Consider the following 16638-nt stretch of genomic DNA (forward strand, 5'->3'; position numbering starts at 1 on the left):
AGGAAATGATGATTTCCTGCTATTGCTATAGAAAAGAAGGGTTAATTATTCACCCATGTTATCATGCGACCGTTGTACTCTTGAACGTACATACAGGAAGCCTAATAATATAAGTACCAGTATGCCTAAGAGCACGTAAAGGTTATAGCTTTCCCAAAAACGGGCTAATCCGCTTTTAGCGTCGGTATACTCAATATTATCAGTGGTTTTGTCGATGTTGAACAGATATTTATTGTCGTTAACATCAGATACAGCAACGTTACTGTTAAGAGTTGATAGCTGCTCGGTAATTGCTTTAGAAGCTGATAAGAAAGCACCTGCTAAATCGCGGCCGGTTGCGGTAAGTACCAAAATGGCATTATTGCTGCCACGACCGTAAAATATTTGCGCTAAGCCGTTTGAAACAGAATCAGACAGGGTGTAAACCGGTTTGTTGTCTTCATTGCTGTAGATACGGAAAGCACGGTCAAAACGGATAGGAGCATCCGGGAACTTGCTCATTAACGGATCATCTTTATCCAGCAATGCTACAACGTTATATTTCTTCAGATCTGCATCGGTAACCTCGTTAGAGTAAGCAAATACAGGGAAATTGTTGCTGTTTAAGTTATTGTTTAATGCGTAAATAACCTCACCAACTGCAGCGGCTGCATACTTGGTATAGTTTTTACTTACCACAACGCGGGTACCACCTTCGTTGAAGGCTTCAGGGTATTGGTAAAAGCTTAAGGTGTTGTTAACAAACGGATTTCTTGATTCCAGGTAAGATTTATCAACATCTATTTCACCGAAGAAATTCAGGAAGCTATTCAGGCAATTACCGTTAGAAGGGTAGAATCTGAATTCTGCAGTTAAAGAGTTGTATTTACGGTGTTGGTAACGGTTAACTGCAACAGTTACATTCAACTTACCAGATTCGTTCAGCTTTTCGCTGCTGATAAGCATACCGTTTAAGTATACGTTGAAGAAACCGCGGTCGTTAACACTCATACCACTGTAGTTACCTACAAAGTGCATTTCTACCTCTTTAGGAGTAAAGCTGAAATCGCTGTTTTTAAAGTTGTAAACGCTACGTAACGAACCGATACCCGACATGAAGTTAGATACACCACCCACATCGCGGAAGGTTAATTTGGTACGTTGCTGACTTAGGTTTTTGGCCTTATCATTATCAGCAGTATTTATTACCAAGTAGTTACCGAAAGATGAGTTTAAAACGTTGTAGTTACCCAAAGCGGTAATGGCTTTATCGTAACCGCTATCATCGGCACCGGTAATGAATAGAATTTCGTTGTTTGAAAAAGCCTGGCGTGCAGCCGAGATGGAATTAACAGAACGGAAGCGGTTAGAAGTAGAATCGGTATTTGAGCCTTTGTGAAGGTATATTAAACCCTGACCACCTTGTGGAGTAACAGTTATAAGGCTGCGTTTGTCGGCAGGTAATAAATCCAGGTTACCAACCATAACGTAGTTTCTGATGCTATCAGGAACTTTATCTGCAGCATATACGCGCAGGTCGCTCACGGCAAGTGAGCGTTTAATTTTATTATAAGCCCAGGCTACTGCTTTTAAATCAAGCAAACTTGGGTTACTTGGGTAAACGATAGCTGTTTTAGATTCAAATGAATTGCTAATGTTTACTTTATTGGTTAAGCTTCCGCTGCCTTTAACTAATGAAAGGTAAGAGTTGCTCTTCACCTTGATCCACATGGCCGGGTTATCCAAGTCTTTACACTTGTTATCGGTAATGGTCAACAATGTTTTTACCTGTACCTTTAAAAACTGGCCGTTATCGGTTAGGTAGCTGCGGTTTAAAGGGATAACCAAGCGTTGTATCGAATCGCGCGTCATACGACCGCTGTATACTGGCTTGTCTGCAATTACTATGTTTATGTACGACAGATCTTTTATAAGCGCTTGTGATGGCTCAAAGTATAACACCAGTTTGCTGCTGTTCATATCAACCAGCGGGTCCATTCTAAAGTAAAATGAACTTACACCGCTCATGCCATAAATCACTTCATCATCATGGCCATAAGTTTTGAAGGAGATGCTGGTCTGTGCCAGCGTTGTCTTCGCAAACAGGGCGGTTACTAAAACTAAAAGGGTCAAAAATTTATTCATATCGAGTTGCAGGTTATTATATTAGTTAATGGCGAAAAATTCTACTTTAAAATAATTTCCATTGTCGTCGCTACGGTAAGTAAGCTCACCACCCATCTCAATGGTCATTAGTTTGGCAATGGATAAGCCCAGTCCCAGGCGGCTTTCAGCAGCAGATCCGGTGGCATCGTTAAGCGTTTTCAAACGGTTAAACATAAGGTCGAGCTCTTGCTGACCAATGGCTATGCCCTCGTCTATAATTTCAAATACGAATTTTTGCCTTTGAAGGCTTGTTACTATCCGTATGTTATTGTTGGTTTGTGAAAATTTAATAGCGTTACTCAGCAGGTTTTGAAACACCTGGCTGGTAAACACCTTATCCAACCTCACGTTTAACGGTAATTTAAGAATGTTATTAATCAGGTGAACGTTCTTCATGCTGGCCGTATCAACCAGTCCTTTAAACACCTGTTGGGCTACACTATTTGCGTCAAAGTTCTCAAGGTTAAATTTTATCTCGGTAGATTCAATTTCCTTAACGTCCATCAGCGTTTTAAGCAGGTACTGCATCTTATCGGCCGATTCGCTGATATAATGCGCAAACTCTTTCTGGTCATCGCTCAAACGCGAATCTTCTTCCCTGATCATATTATTACTCATCACGATAGAGCCTATCAGGTTCTTCAAGTCGTGGCCGGCAATATTAATAAAGCTGTTCTTCTGTTCATCAAGCCTGCGCAGCTTATCGTATTGCATATCAATGATGCTGTTCTTCTCTAAAATATCACGGTTCTGTGATTTAAGCTGCTCGTTAGATTGTTCGATGAGCAGGGTAGAAGCCACTTCACGCTGTATAACTTTATAACGGGCTGTAGGAATTAAGCACGATACCAAGGCAATAATAAAAAAGTACTGACCTCCGTTACTGATAAACATATCGAGACTGTACTGGCAAAGTATGTTGTAAAATATGGCCAGCAGCACAATAGCTACTAAAGACTGTATAAGCGAGTTAACCGGCTCCCAAAACACCTGCAAATTGAGGAACAGGATAATGAGGGAGAACATGAGGAAATAAACGGTAAGGTGGCTCAAGTCAACTATACAGCACAAGATGGACATAACCACAGAGAGCATAAAAAAGCTGATATGCAGCAATAAACGGTAATCGAGCTTTCTGGATTGGAAAAAGTTGTACAGGCCGTAAATAACAACTACTATAATAATACGGACTATAAAAAACTCTACCCAATAATTAGGCGTATATACAAAATCAATAATACCTAATAACGGGTACATGAATATGATAGTCCAGATAATGTTATTAGTTAGAAACCACGCTTTTTTACGGGCTTCTTTTTGATATTCTTCTTTATTGATTTGGGCAAGCATTGATTAGTTTTGGCAATAGTTAATTTATAATAAGGTTATACGTTTTTGGCCTTAAATGATTTTTGATGCTAAATATAGATAATTATAATTTACGGTACTCTGCATTAACAAAATTCAAACGTTTATGGCAATTAGTTGTGATAGTTTGCGTTGTAACCGCAAAAAGCACACCAATATTAGCGCAAAGCCGTAATGTTGTCTTTAACAGGGCGGCAAGTTTGGATAATGGTATGAATATTTCGTGGCTTGAACAAACGTGGAATGATAAAGCTTTAAACACAGAGCCGGTTACCGATGCCGACTTTAAATTGTTAAAGAAGTTAGGTTTTAGTAGTATAAGGCTTCCGGTAGCATTTGAACATTACGCCGCAAAGCGTGTACCCATTGCCCGGGTATTAAACCGCATAGACAAGGTATTAACCTATTGTAAGCGTTATGGGTTAAAGTTAGTGATCGATTATCATTATGGAAAGCTTAATGATGCCAATTATATAGCGGAAACGGCGGTTATTATAAATACTTGGACTTTGCTTACAAATAAGTATTTAAGCGTATCAGGGAATGAATTATATTTCGAAATATATAATGAGCCACCGCCTATAAATCCGCAAATTTGGAAAGATGCGGCTTATAATATTGTGAGTGCTATTCATAAAATAGATAAGAAACGCACACTGCTGGTAGGTGCTTCTAATTATAACAGTATTTACGAACTTAGCCGTATGGTGCGGCTGGCCGACGAGAACGTAATTTACACCTGTCATTTTTATGAACCTTTTTTATTTACACATCAAGGCGCGGCTTGGGTTGGTAGCCAGGTAGCAACTACTGGGGTTCCTTTTCCCTATAATGGGGAAAAATTTCCATTGCTTAACTCAAAGGCAAAAGGTACTTGGGGCGAAATCAATTATAATCAGTATAAAACGGATGGTAATGAACAATCAGTTAAAAATAAATTACAAATAGTTAAAAACTGGTCGGCTAAGTATTACGTTCCTGTAATATGCAGCGAGTATGGAGTTTACAACCAATACGCCGATGCTGATAGCCGTTGCCGCTATATTAGGGCCGTAAGGCAGGTACTTAAACAGTTGCAAATACCCGGTATATTGTGGGAATATAATGGCAACTTTTATATTTTTAAAGGAAAGCCAAGCCTCAATACCCTGCCGGTATGCATGCAGAAAGCTATAGGATATGTAGCTAATAGTAACAAATAAATAATATAAAAACCGGTTTTTATGAGTAGCTTTGCCTACTAACTACGATTATGAAATTTTTTGAAGAGAGCCGCCGCGAAGTGATGAAGCATATTGAAAAATACATGCTCGAAAAGATGCATGAATTTTTGAAGCCTATTGACCAGATATGGCAGCCATCTGATCTTTTGCCAGACTCTACCCGCGATACTTTTTTTACCGAAATTAAGGAATTACAGGAGAGTGCACAGGGGTTATCATACGATTTGGTTGCTGTATTAATTGGCGATACCATTACCGAAGAGGCCTTGCCTACATACGAATCATGGTTGGCTATGGTAGACGGTGTAGATAAAGGCGAGCATAGCGGCTGGATGACCTGGACCCGCCACTGGACCGCCGAAGAAAACCGCCATGGTGATCTGTTGAACAAGTATTTATACCTTTCGGGTCGTGTAAATATGCGCGCTATGGAGGTATCTACCCAATATTTAATTGCCGATGGTTTTGACATTGGTACAGGTACCGATCCGTATCGTAACTTCATTTATACTTCTTTCCAAGAAATGGCTACCAATATTTCGCACCGCAGGGTAGCGTCGTTAGCCAAAAGAGACGGAGATGTTTTGCTGTCGAAAATGTGCGGTGTAATTGCTGCAGATGAAGCCCGCCACGCTAAAGCCTATAAGCACTTCATCAGCAAAATATTTGAGGTAGATGCAAGCGAAGCCATGCTGGCCTTTGAAGATATGATGCGCAAGAAAATTGTAATGCCTGCGCATTTCTTACGTGAGGTTGGTTTAAAAATTGGCCAAACCTTTGGTCACTTTACCGATGCCGCCGAGCGCTTAAAGGTTTATACAGCTATTGATTATGTAGACATTTTGAAAACGCTGATAGACGAGTGGCAAATTGAAAGCATGACCGAACTTAACGAAGCCGGTGAAAAGGCCCGCGATTATATTGTTAAATTACCTGATCGTTTGCTTCGCGTAGCCGAGCGTATGAAAAATCCAATGCTTGAATATAAATTCAGCTGGATACACGGATAAGCCCCTCCCAGCCCTCTCCGGGAGGGAGGATGCTAAAATATAAAAGGTGATCTGTTTTGCAGGTCACCTTTTTTTGTAAGAAGAATGTTAGAGCCCTCCCTCCTGGGAAGGGGCTTTAAGATTCCTCCTCAATTCCATCAATATTATCACGCCCAGGATATTCCATGAACAGGTTATTCAGAATATCCTCCAGGGTAAGCGCATTTACATCATCTGTATAGTGCTCAGATTTAGTTACATGAATTTCTTGGTTGCTCTCAACCGTTATCCTGAATAGAAAATCTTCATACATTTCCGGTTGGGTAATTTCAACGCCGTTTTCAATTAGCGTGTATATAAAATCAATATCTGCCTGCCGCTGCTTTTTAAATAAGGGAGGCAGTTGAGTTTCTAAAAACGATTTAAGATCGGTGGTATTTACGGGGCTTTTGGTGTGTATAATCTTCATAAATCAGCAATTAAACGCTTATAAAGTACAAGTTAATTGAGGTATTTGTTTTTCAGTCTATTATTGCCCCACCAAACCTTATACGGTATTGATACGAGAGGATAAACACAAATTGATTTACATTTGTTAATTACGTTATAAGCTAACATATGAACTACAAATTACTGGGCCGTTCGGGGCTTAAAGTTTCAGAATTGTGCCTGGGCACTATGGGTTTTGGTACCGAAGGCGGCTGGGGGGCCGATGCGCAAACCAGTTTCAAAATCATAGATGCTTACGCCGAAGCAGGCGGTAATTTTTTGGATACGGCCAATGTATATAAACTGGGTACCAGTGAAAAAATCATAGGCGATTATTTAGCCAATCATGATCGCGACCAGTTTGTGGTGGCTACCAAGTATACGCTAAAAGATAACGGTACCAATGCTAATGCTTCGGGCAACAACCGAAAAAACATGATGCGTAGTGTTGAGCATAGCTTAAAGCGCTTGCGAACTGATTTTATAGATGTACTTTACCTGCATATTTGGGATAACATAACGCCGATAGACGAGGTTTTACGTGGGTTAGATGATCTTATCAGGCAGGGAAAGGTGAACTATGCCGCCATTAGTGATACGCCCGCATGGGTGGTGGCTAAGGGCAATACGTTGGCCGAGCTCATGGGCTGGAGCCAGTTCATAGCCCTGCAAGTAGAATATAGCTTAATACAGCGCACGCCCGAACGCGAACTTATACCAATGGCTAAACACTTTGGTATGACGGTTACTCCATGGGCACCTTTAGCAGGTGGGGCATTAACCGGTAAATATCTGCGTGGCGAAAATGGCCGTGTAAAAGCCGAGAGCAATCGCCGAAATGAGGACAGCGAACGTATAACCCGCGAGGTAATGTCTATTGCCGACGAACTGGGCGTACAACCTGCGCAGGTAGCTTTGGCCTGGATGATGCAGCAGGATTTCTCGTGTATACCAATTGTGGGCGCTACCAAAATAGAGCAGCTTACGCAAAATATAAAGGCGGCCGAAGTTATAATCAGCAATGAGCATAAGCTTAAGCTACACCAAGCAAGCAAGATAACACTGGGTTTCCCCGGCGATTTTTTTAACGAAGACAATGTGAAACTAAACTCGTTTGGTGGTTTTTATGACCGGGTTCAAAAGCGTTAACGCTTAGTAATCAGAGTCTATTTTTTTATAAGCGTTTAGATTAGATCCAAAATGTTTGCGTTTATCGTCTGTACTCTTGGCATTTTTGGGTCTGGCGCCTATTACGCCGTTAAAGAGCAATATTGCAAAAATTAACAGTGTAAAAAAGGTTACACCGGCAATTTCTGCCTGGTAGGAAGTTATAAATTTGATCATAGAGTGATGGCAATAATACTACCGGTTTGCAAGTTGTGTACCACCGTAATTTATTGGCAATCAATTAAAAGAAATGTATCTTGAAAGTAACCTATGTGCTTAATAAGAAATTAATTAACTAAAAATCTATAGCTAAAAGGAGTGTAGTTTAGTTAGATGGTTTTGCGCGAAACTGTGGTTATAAAGTTCCCCATATTGGGTTATAATTTACTCAAAAATCTACACGCTAATTTGTAGGGCTTATAACATTTTTAAAATAAAACTAAAAGTGTTATTTTTATTTTTGATTTAAAATTAGCTACTTATACGATGGGGTATGTTGGTAAATAGGGACGACTTACCCTGAATTTTTTTCTGACTAAACGTTTAGTCCAAACATCAAAAGCGCCCGTAAGAGCTAATAAGTTAATTATCGTTATCAAACTAATAGTAACGATAGTTATGGCTGGTAGATAATTAAGTAGTTGTGGGATCATCGTTAGTAGTCTGTGGCTAACATGCTCAAATAGCAAACCATTAATTAAAACAATTTATAAATAGTTAATATGTGGCTGATTTATAAAGATTTAAAGTTTAACTGCGGTGAAAGTAGTTTACTAAAGTGTAAGCTATTCTATACATAAATTAATATAAGTGTATCAAAAGTTAATAATAACCTGATTATGCCTTAATATACCTTCAAATCGTTTGAAGTAAAGGAGTACGGCAGTGTTTAACTTTACCTCACGCTGAATTTTCATCATTTTGAAGCCTGTTTTAATTATTATCTTTGCAGTTCGATGCAGTTAACAGAAACAACAGTTAAACAGGGATTTAAGGGCTACAATAATTATGGAGCCTGGTTGCGCAATAAGTATAAAGGCCACCGGGTTTTTAAAGTTATTGTAGATGGTGGTTTTACCTGCCCTAACCGCGATGGCTCTAAAGGCTACGGAGGTTGCACGTATTGTAATGTTGATTCGTTTACGCCATCCGTATCGCGCCAGGCGCCTACCCTGCGCGAACAAGTAATACAAGGTATGGAACGCGCCCGTAAGGGTAACAAGGCCGATAAGTTTATTATATACTTTCAGCCCAATACCAACACTTATGCGCCAACGCATTACCTCAAAATGCTTTATGACGAAGCTTTGAGTATTGATACCGAAAATATTGTTGGCCTTAGCATAGGCACACGTCCCGACTGTATCGATGCCGAAAAAATTGCGCTCCTCGAAAGTTATACTGACCGCTTTGATGTGGATCTGGAGATGGGTATGGAATCTATTTATAACGAAACGCTTGGTCAAATCAACCGTGGCTGTATGCATGACGATCTCATCAAAGCTCTTAAACTGGTAGAGAACAGCAAACTGGATATATGCGTGCACACTATCTTCGGTTTTCCGTGGGAAACCCGGGAGATGATGCTGCGTTATGCCGATGAGATCAACCGTTTTCCGCAGATCAAGTTTGTAAAATTTCACCACCTGCACATTGTAGAAGGCTCGGTAATGGGTGTAAAGTACAAACGCGAACCATTCAAACTTTTTAGCCTGGATGAATATGCCGATTTCCTGTGCGACTTGCTTCCGTTGGTGCGCCCCGATGTGGTAATTCAGCGTTTGTTCGGCCTGTCTGACCGTGAACTTTTAATTGCTCCTAACTGGCAACTTAAAAAATCAGAAATACAGTATTATATAGACCAACGCATAGAAAGCCGTGGTATTATACAGGGCTCTGCGTTCATGTAACCGGTCTTTGGTATTTGCTTTGTAATAAACACGCTATTAAGTAAGAGTTTAATTAAGCTACTGTGTCCCAAAAAACACTTCAAAACTATATTCCTGCCCTCACCGGAGTGCGTGCCCTTGCCGCATACCTTGTTTTTATATCCCACTTTGAATACATATTTGACGGGAATTTTCCTCATGCTGTGCAAAGATTTCTACAGGAGTTCCACATGGGGGTAACTATTTTTTTTGTATTATCAGGATTTTTAATCACTTACCGTTATTATAATAACTTTCATTTAACTAAAGACTGGTTTAAACAATATCTGAAAAATAGGGTAGCCCGCATCTATCCCATGTATTTTTTGCTTACAGTACTGGCCTTTGTATATTATTATTTTACACACGACCCCAAGATTACTAAAGGTTTCTTTTCCCCGGTGCTATTGTTGCTGATGCATGTCACGTTTATCCGTGGGTTTTTTGCCGATTTGTGGGATACGGGTATAGCTCAGGGTTGGTCTTTAACCGTTGAGGAGTGCTTTTACTTTTCGGCGCCGTTCATCTTCCTGCTCTCTAAAAGGTTTCGTAAGCTGTTCATCCAGCCGTTCGTAATAACAGGTGTAGCTTTATTGCTGGTATTGATCTTCCGTAATTTTGATTGGTATGGTTTCTTTGGCAACTTTACCTTTACCATGATCTATACTTTTTTGGGTCGTTGCTTCGAATTTTTTGTAGGAATACAATTGGCACTTATTTTACTTAATAAAGGAGTAGCTCGTACTAATAACATCAAGTATACCTATATAGGCTTTTTGCTCATGATGTTTTGCGTAGGTATTATGTCGCAGCTTAGTATCCCTAAAGGATGGATGGCCGGGTTGCATAATCCATTCGGAATTATTACCAATAACTACTTGTTGCCGCCTTGCATTGCTATGTTCTTTTATGGTTTGTTAACCGAGAGTACGGTTTTTAAAACCATCCTGTCGTTTAAGTTTGTGGAGTTGCTGGGCAAAAGTTCTTATATATTTTACCTCATTCACCTGGGGTACATCCGCGACTTTCTGAACGGTTGGATCAATAAAGCTAACGACTGGGTTTTTGAATATTATGATAAACACAATATAAGCTGGGAACACTCTCCGTTTGAAAATGATATCGTGAACCTGGTTATCCAGTTTGTGGTGCTTAATGCACTGTCTATCCTGTTATTTAAAACAATTGAAGAGCCCATGAATCACTACATTCGCCAATCAGATTTCTTGATCAAAAGCAAGAGTAAAGTTGCAGGCAAAGAATCTGTTATAATAAATAAATAAGCTAAATACGTATTTGTGAAATTAACCATACCATCTATACTGCTTCTTGTGGCCATCAACTTAACTTACGTGGTTAGTTACGCACAGCAAGGCAAGCAGGCAAAGCCCGAAATAAATAAGCCTGAACAAAAGGAGGATGAAGAGGAAGGCGAAATGTTTATTGATGTTAAAGCCGGCGCCAAGAGTTCCATTTTTGAAACTTCTTCAACTATTGATTACAAGGTTAACATCCGCAGTACTTACAGATCAAAACAAGAAGGAAAGTTTAGCTATTTGGTAACTACCGATGATGGTAAAAAAGTGTATGAATACTCATTGCCTTTAAAGATAGGTAGATCGGGTAGCAGGTCTGTTAGCGTATCTATACCCGCTAGAGCTCCTGGTTTTTACAGGCTTAGTGTTCAGTTAAATCTTACCGCTTACGATGATACCATTAGAAAAGTTTTTGGCGTATCTCCACAAAAAATTGTAACTAAACGCTTTAAACCCACCGATTTTGATGCTTTTTGGCAGAAGTCAAAAACAGCACTTCATGCGGTAGACCCACAATATAAAATCACAGAGGATAAAAGACAGTCTACCAAAGATATAAAAGTATACCTGGTTGAAATGCATTCATGGGGTAACGCCTTAATACGGGGCTGGCTTACTATACCGGTAAACCGGCCAAAGCGTTTGCCGGTGAGGTACAGAGTACCCGGTTACCTGGTAGCTATGACCCCAAGTTTTACTGAAGACGATTTTGCCGTATTCCAAATTAACGTAAGGGGTAATGGTAACAGTAAAGATGCCATAGATACTCGTGGACAACAGTATAACTTAATTAATATTAACGATAGGGATAACTACGTGTACAGGGCAGTTTACATGGATTGCTTGCGCGGGGTTGATTTTATTTGCGATAATGCTAAACAGTTTGGGCTCGATACTACACGTATATCAATAGATGGTGGTAGCCAGGGAGGGGCACTGGCCGTTGTGGTTGCAGCACTCGATAAACGTATAAAAGCGGTTACCACCGAAGTGCCATTATACTCCGATCTGCGCGATGCCTCGCGCATTACTCAAATGGTACCTCCAAAAGGGCAAACACCGGTTTGGTTATTAAACAACTATGTTAATACGCACAAAGTATTTACTTATGAGCGGCTTTATAAGTTATGGGATTACTTTGACCCCATAAATTTTGCGCCTATGGTTAAGGTGCCGGTTTTAATGGGTATTGGTTTGTTAGATGATTTATGCCCGCCCAGTTGTAGTTTGGCAATGTATAACCAATTGGGGTCTGAAAGTAAAGAGCTTTGGATAAGTGCTGATAAAGCTCATGAGGTAGATCCCATTTATTACAGGTTTCAATACGTTTGGTTACGCGAAAATTTATTATTGCCATAAAGCATAGTTCATAATGAAAAAATATATACAGTTTTTTATTCTTCCTTTGCTTTTAATTGGCAGTAAAGCTCATGCAGGGTGGCCTGTAGGCAAATATCATTACATATTAGCGCCTTCTTACAGTTTTTATACGGCAACCAGCGGTTGGGACAGAAACGGTAATTACTTTAAAAATAGCGGTCAAAAATTTATTGCACAATCAATAGGTATTTACGCAGCCTACGGTGTAAGCCGCAAGTTAGATTTAAGCGTAAGTGTACCCATTACCTATCAATCCATATCTTACGGAAATATATCTACTAACACCGTTGCCCTGGGCGATTTGCAGTTTGGCGGCAGTTATGTTTTAATTAACAGCAAGTTTGCCAATTACACTTCTTTGTACATAGGAGGTATTTTGCCGCTTTACACTAACACGAAGACGCGGATATTAGGATTAGGCAACGCAGGAGCAACGGCAAAGCTTTCGAATAGCGGTAACATTACCAAAAAAATGTTTTACAGTGCCGAGATCGGTTTTGCGCAATATGTTGGTGAGGGTGCACCGCAACAGTACTTAAGTACTATAACCGTTGGTTACTTGATTGATAAAAGGAACCAGATTGGTGCAGATATAGGTGGAGTAAGATCTATAAGTAACGATAAGCAGCTTACATTAAATACGTTTGCCAACCGTGATTTTGATTATTTAAAGGTGTCGGGTAATTATGGTCATGCTATTTCTAAAAGAATCAATGTAAATATTGCGGGTTTTTACACTATTGCAGGTTACAATACAGGTCAGGGATTTGGCGGCGCGTTGTCTTTACTACTACGTTTGCCTAACCCCTGATAATATGATTAAAGATGGTAGTCTGCATATAGACTGCCACGGTACTAAAAATTATCAATACATTTGGCTATAACTATATGTATTATAATTTTGGTTGTTAATATCAAATATGCTGGTAGCAGTATACTATAAATAATTATTTTATTACAGCATCAATAAATGCCCTATAATGTTCATAGCAGTACTTAGTAAAAGTTTTTTCAGATACAATAAAGTTTGGGGAACTGCACTCCTATTTGTTTGCTTCATAAGTTTAAGTGCATTTGCCGGTAAAACAGGTATGCCTGTCCACAAGGCAGCTGGTAAGCTTAAAAAAAGTGTTGCCACCTCAGCAAGAGTAAATGTTGGCAAAGTTGCTGATGACGATGGAGAGGTGGTTATTAATGCCGTTCCAGGTAATAAAGATGCTATTTTTTCGGCAAACAGTCCTATTAGCTATCATGTAAGTTTAGACAATAGGTACAACAGCAAACAAAGCGGTACCCTAAGCTACAAAATATTTACTTTGGCCGATAAGCAGGTAAGCGAACGTTCGGTTAATGTAAACCTTGGTAAAAAAAGCTCTAAAAGCGTTACATTAAATATACCAAGGCAGTCGGCCGGCTTTTATAAGATCCACATTATGCTAAACCTTACCGAGTATGATGATACCGTAAGACGTGTGTTTGGTGTAGACCCTACCCAAATAAGATCTGAACATGATAAACCTGCTGATTTTGACAGTTTTTGGAATAAAACGCTTGAAGAACTTGCAGTGGTAGAGCCAAATTTTAAAGTAACCGAACTCCCCGATTCATCGCGTGATAACCGCAGGGTATATGCCATTGAAATGAAATCCCTGGGTGACCTTACCATACGCGGTTGGATGACGCTGCCCAAAACCAAGAATAAACGTAAAAAGTTTCCGGTACTGCTGGGTTTACCCGGCTATCAGGTAAATTTAAATCCTATGTTTGGTACAGATGAAGACCTGGCCATTGTAGTGCTTAACGTACGCGGGCAGGGTAACAGCCGCGACCGCATACGTACCCTGCGCGATGACTACATTTTTACCGGACTTGAAGATAAGAACCGTTATGTAATGCGCGGTGCCATTATGGATTGTGTTCGTATGGTCGATTTTATTTTCTCACGGGAGGAATTGGATCATGACAACATCATGGTATCTGGTGGTAGTATGGGCGGCTTCCTGTCTATTGCCACAGCCGGCTTAGATCATCGTATCAAATTATGCTCTGCTCAAAACCCTATTTTGTGTGATGTAAAAGCCTTGCCGGGTAAAGTGGTTTGGCCGCTTAGAGATTTTAGCCGCTTCATCCGTATTAACCGTGGCTTAACCATGGAGAAGTTATTGGATAACCTTTCTTATTTTGATACCAAAAACTTTGCAACCAACATCAAGTGTCCAACCTTAATGGGTATAGGTTTGCTCGATCACCTGGCTCCGGCCGATAATGAGTATACCGCCTTTAACAATATCCCGGTCAAGAAACACATGATTCTTTTCCCTGAATTGGGGCACGAAGTTGCCTTATATTACAAGGAGTACGAAGGCCGGTGGATGAGAGATACATTTGCTTTATTTTAACAGTTAAATTACACAGCTTTGGCTAAAAAAATATTATTCGTTACCTTATTATTCAGTCTGTTCTTGAGTTCAAGGGCTTATTGCGGGTGGCCTACGCGCCCTGGAAGGCTTATATTTTCTCCTTCTATAAGCTATTTTACCTCCAGTAAAGATTGGGATTCAGTATCACGTAGGCGTGTAAAGCCCAACAATGGAAAATTTACAAGTACCATTGTAAATTTATATGCCGAATATGGCATTGTGCGCAGGCTGACGGCTGTTGCATCGTTACCTTACGTAAGTTATAAACTAAGCGATAGTGTTAATGCTCCACTATCCCAATCGGGTTTGGGCGATGCCGAATTAGGCTTGCGTTATTACTTAGCAAACATTAATTACAAGTACTATTTTACCCTGCAGGGTACTGCGGTATTGCCGTTATATAAAAATCAGGGTTTAGGTTACGCACAACCGGGCGGAGAGTTGCGTTTGGGCTTTTCGGGGGCAGGAAAAATTGGCAGTAAATTCTTCTCGTTAAGTTTAGAGAATGGTGTACGCAAGTACTTTGGTACAGATGGCCCGTTGCAAGACCGTTACAGTGCATCTTTCGGGATCACACTCGATAAGAAGTTTCACGACCAGCTAACGGCTGGCGTGTCGGGCATTATATCTACCAGTAGCTTTACCGCCTTTACCCGTAACATTTTTACCGCCCGCGATTACGAGTTTACCCAGGTAAGCTTAAGCTACGGCCACACCTTTAACAGCAGCTTCTCCATGTTTTTAACCGCCAGCCAATTTGTGGCAGGCCGCAATACCGGCATAGGTACTAACGGAGCACTGGCGCTCATTTATAAGATCGATAATTTCTTAGGTAAGAAGGTAAATTATTAAGGTTACTCCATACATAAACCTGTCTTCTCGAACGGCTGAAGCATTCGCCGCTTGGTGAGTTCTTCGACAAGCTCAAACTGACAAATTACCTAAGTAAGAAATACAAATTGCGTTTAATTCCAATTTTTATAAACGCGTGCAAGACAACTTATCTGGTCTTATCCATTTGTCATGTTGAGCTTGTCAAAACATTTGACGCTTAGTGAGCTCCCGATAGGCGCAGATTGCCAGGGTCAGCTGAGCTCTTCAAAGCATCTGCCGGCTTACCCAAATAATTCCTTAACCGCTTTCTCGCGAAATTTAAAGATCTGTTCAATCTTATTTTTGACCAGTACTTTATTGGCAATAGAACCTGCCGGTCCGTAACCAATGGCGTAATTTAGTATATCTGTCATTAATACACCACCGGGCACTTCTTTAAAATGATGCTGGTGGTGCCATAACGAGTAAGGACCAAAACGCTGCTCATCTACAAAGTATTGCTTATCCTGTACATGTGTTATCTCGGTCATCCAGTTTAGCTTAATGCCAAAAACCGGGGTTACTTTGTAGGTAATAATCATTCCTGCATACATTTTGGTATCCTGGCTGTAAGGCGAGGTTACCACAAATTTCATATCGGCAGGTGTAATTTTTTGAAGGTTAAGCGGCGACGAAAAAAAGTCCCAGGCTTCATCTAAGGTAATGGGAATAAATAATTCCCAGCGGCGTTCGTATGTTTTCACTATGAGCTAACGCTTTGCTTGCCAAACTGTTTGCCGGTGCTTACAACCAAAAGAGGAGCTACTGTACCATTTTGTTAGCACAGTAGCTGCTGGCAAATGCCTCGGGCTTAGCCTTAAACACAAAACCCATACTTAATATGTAGCCCATGGCCTCGTGCAGGGCCTGGTTGCTTTTAAACATGGGGTTAGTGTTTATGTCGGCGTGTACCTCCAGGTCAACATCGTACAGGTCAAGCAGGTCACAAAGTTTGTAGGCAATATCAATTGATTTTTGAACTTCGCTCAGCATTCGCTCTTTAATACTCATTTTTTGCGAAGTGCGTTCCTGATGAATGTACATAAAACCGCCACGTTGCTCGCGCAAAAACACAATAACGGTGGCAAAATCGGTAACGTCGCCTTTTACCTGCGAGTCGGTACCAATGCAAACTTTAAGCTTGTTGCCCAGTAGGGTTTCGCGCTCAATGGTTTTCTCAACTTCTTCTAAAATAGGGGTTTGCAGTATTTCACCGCTAAATTTTCTCCAGGTCATAAAAATAGATGGGTTTTTAATGACCTTTTTAAGGTCTATAAAAATAAGCGATAGTTATTTATATAAACGTTAAAGTGAAATCATTTATTTGTTAACATTGCGTT

General features: G+C 40.3%; 15 protein-coding genes. 9 read left to right on the top strand and 6 right to left on the bottom strand.

All coding sequences use genetic code 11. The features are described 5' to 3' along the window. Window positions 1-45 precede the first annotated feature (45 nt). Together IEV61_RS06705 and IEV61_RS06710 are read right to left on the bottom strand one after the other, a co-directional pair. Entirely contained in the window at window positions 46-2124 is a 2079-nt protein-coding gene (locus IEV61_RS06705) for a cellulose biosynthesis cyclic di-GMP-binding regulatory protein BcsB (RefSeq protein WP_188414986.1), read from the bottom strand. Window positions 2125-2145: 21 nt separating this feature from the next. Further along, on the bottom strand, window positions 2146-3495 hold the full coding sequence (locus IEV61_RS06710; protein WP_188414988.1) for a sensor histidine kinase: 1350 nt from the start codon (window positions 3493-3495) through the stop codon (window positions 2146-2148). 230 nt (window positions 3496-3725) lie between these two features. Here IEV61_RS06710 and IEV61_RS06715 point away from each other — a divergent pair, with 230 nt between their 5' ends. Continuing rightward, window positions 3726-4715 carry a glycoside hydrolase family 5 protein gene (locus IEV61_RS06715; protein WP_188414990.1) on the top strand — a complete coding sequence of 330 codons (990 nt, stop codon included), beginning with the start codon at window positions 3726-3728 and terminating at the stop codon, window positions 4713-4715. Window positions 4716-4765: 50 nt separating this feature from the next. Beyond that, a complete protein-coding gene (locus tag IEV61_RS06720; protein WP_188414992.1) occupies window positions 4766-5746 on the top strand; it encodes an acyl-ACP desaturase in 981 nt (326 codons plus the stop codon). Between the two features lie 115 nt (window positions 5747-5861). Here IEV61_RS06720 and IEV61_RS06725 read toward each other — a convergent pair whose 3' ends face one another. Beyond that, on the bottom strand, window positions 5862-6194 hold the full coding sequence (locus tag IEV61_RS06725) for a hypothetical protein (RefSeq protein WP_188414994.1): 333 nt from the start codon (window positions 6192-6194) through the stop codon (window positions 5862-5864). Between the two features lie 149 nt (window positions 6195-6343). Between IEV61_RS06725 and IEV61_RS06730 the strand changes: the two genes are divergently transcribed. Beyond that, window positions 6344-7363 carry an aldo/keto reductase gene (locus tag IEV61_RS06730; protein ID WP_188414997.1) on the top strand — a complete coding sequence of 340 codons (1020 nt, stop codon included), beginning with the start codon at window positions 6344-6346 and terminating at the stop codon, window positions 7361-7363. A gap of 3 nt (window positions 7364-7366) precedes the next feature. On the opposite strand, the gene IEV61_RS06735 is transcribed toward IEV61_RS06730, so the two are convergent. Beyond that, a complete protein-coding gene (locus tag IEV61_RS06735) occupies window positions 7367-7558 on the bottom strand; it encodes a hypothetical protein (RefSeq protein ID WP_188414999.1) in 192 nt (63 codons plus the stop codon). A gap of 779 nt (window positions 7559-8337) precedes the next feature. On the opposite strand from IEV61_RS06735, the gene mnmL reads away from it, so the two are divergent. The 6 genes from mnmL to IEV61_RS06765 all read left to right on the top strand — a co-directional run bounded on the left by mnmL (window position 8338) and on the right by IEV61_RS06765 (window position 15277). After that, window positions 8338-9291, top strand: a complete 954-nt coding sequence (gene mnmL / locus IEV61_RS06740; RefSeq protein ID WP_188415001.1) for a tRNA modification radical SAM protein MnmL/YtqA — start codon at window positions 8338-8340, stop codon at window positions 9289-9291. A gap of 62 nt (window positions 9292-9353) precedes the next feature. Continuing rightward, on the top strand, window positions 9354-10592 hold the full coding sequence (locus tag IEV61_RS06745; RefSeq protein ID WP_188415002.1) for an acyltransferase family protein: 1239 nt from the start codon (window positions 9354-9356) through the stop codon (window positions 10590-10592). 15 nt (window positions 10593-10607) lie between these two features. Then, window positions 10608-11984: an acetylxylan esterase gene (locus tag IEV61_RS06750; protein ID WP_188415004.1), complete on the top strand. Its 1377-nt coding sequence runs from the start codon at window positions 10608-10610 to the stop codon at window positions 11982-11984. A 13-nt stretch (window positions 11985-11997) separates the two neighbouring features. Continuing rightward, window positions 11998-12816, top strand: coding sequence for a hypothetical protein (locus IEV61_RS06755; protein ID WP_188415005.1), 819 nt, complete (start codon window positions 11998-12000; stop codon window positions 12814-12816). A gap of 169 nt (window positions 12817-12985) precedes the next feature. Next, window positions 12986-14404, top strand: a complete 1419-nt coding sequence (locus IEV61_RS06760) for an acetylxylan esterase (RefSeq protein WP_188415006.1) — start codon at window positions 12986-12988, stop codon at window positions 14402-14404. An 18-nt stretch (window positions 14405-14422) separates the two neighbouring features. Then, entirely contained in the window at window positions 14423-15277 is an 855-nt protein-coding gene (locus IEV61_RS06765) for a hypothetical protein (RefSeq protein ID WP_188415007.1), read from the top strand. 263 nt (window positions 15278-15540) lie between these two features. Here IEV61_RS06765 and IEV61_RS06770 read toward each other — a convergent pair whose 3' ends face one another. Together IEV61_RS06770 and IEV61_RS06775 are read right to left on the bottom strand one after the other, a co-directional pair. After that, window positions 15541-16002, bottom strand: coding sequence for an SRPBCC family protein (locus tag IEV61_RS06770; protein ID WP_188415008.1), 462 nt, complete (start codon window positions 16000-16002; stop codon window positions 15541-15543). Window positions 16003-16060: 58 nt separating this feature from the next. Further along, window positions 16061-16534: a ribonuclease H-like YkuK family protein gene (locus IEV61_RS06775; protein ID WP_188415009.1), complete on the bottom strand. Its 474-nt coding sequence runs from the start codon at window positions 16532-16534 to the stop codon at window positions 16061-16063. Window positions 16535-16638: the final 104 nt, after the last annotated feature.

The organism is Mucilaginibacter galii (assembly GCF_014635825.1).
In the GTDB taxonomy this organism is placed as follows: Bacteria; Bacteroidota; Bacteroidia; order Sphingobacteriales; family Sphingobacteriaceae; genus Mucilaginibacter; species Mucilaginibacter galii.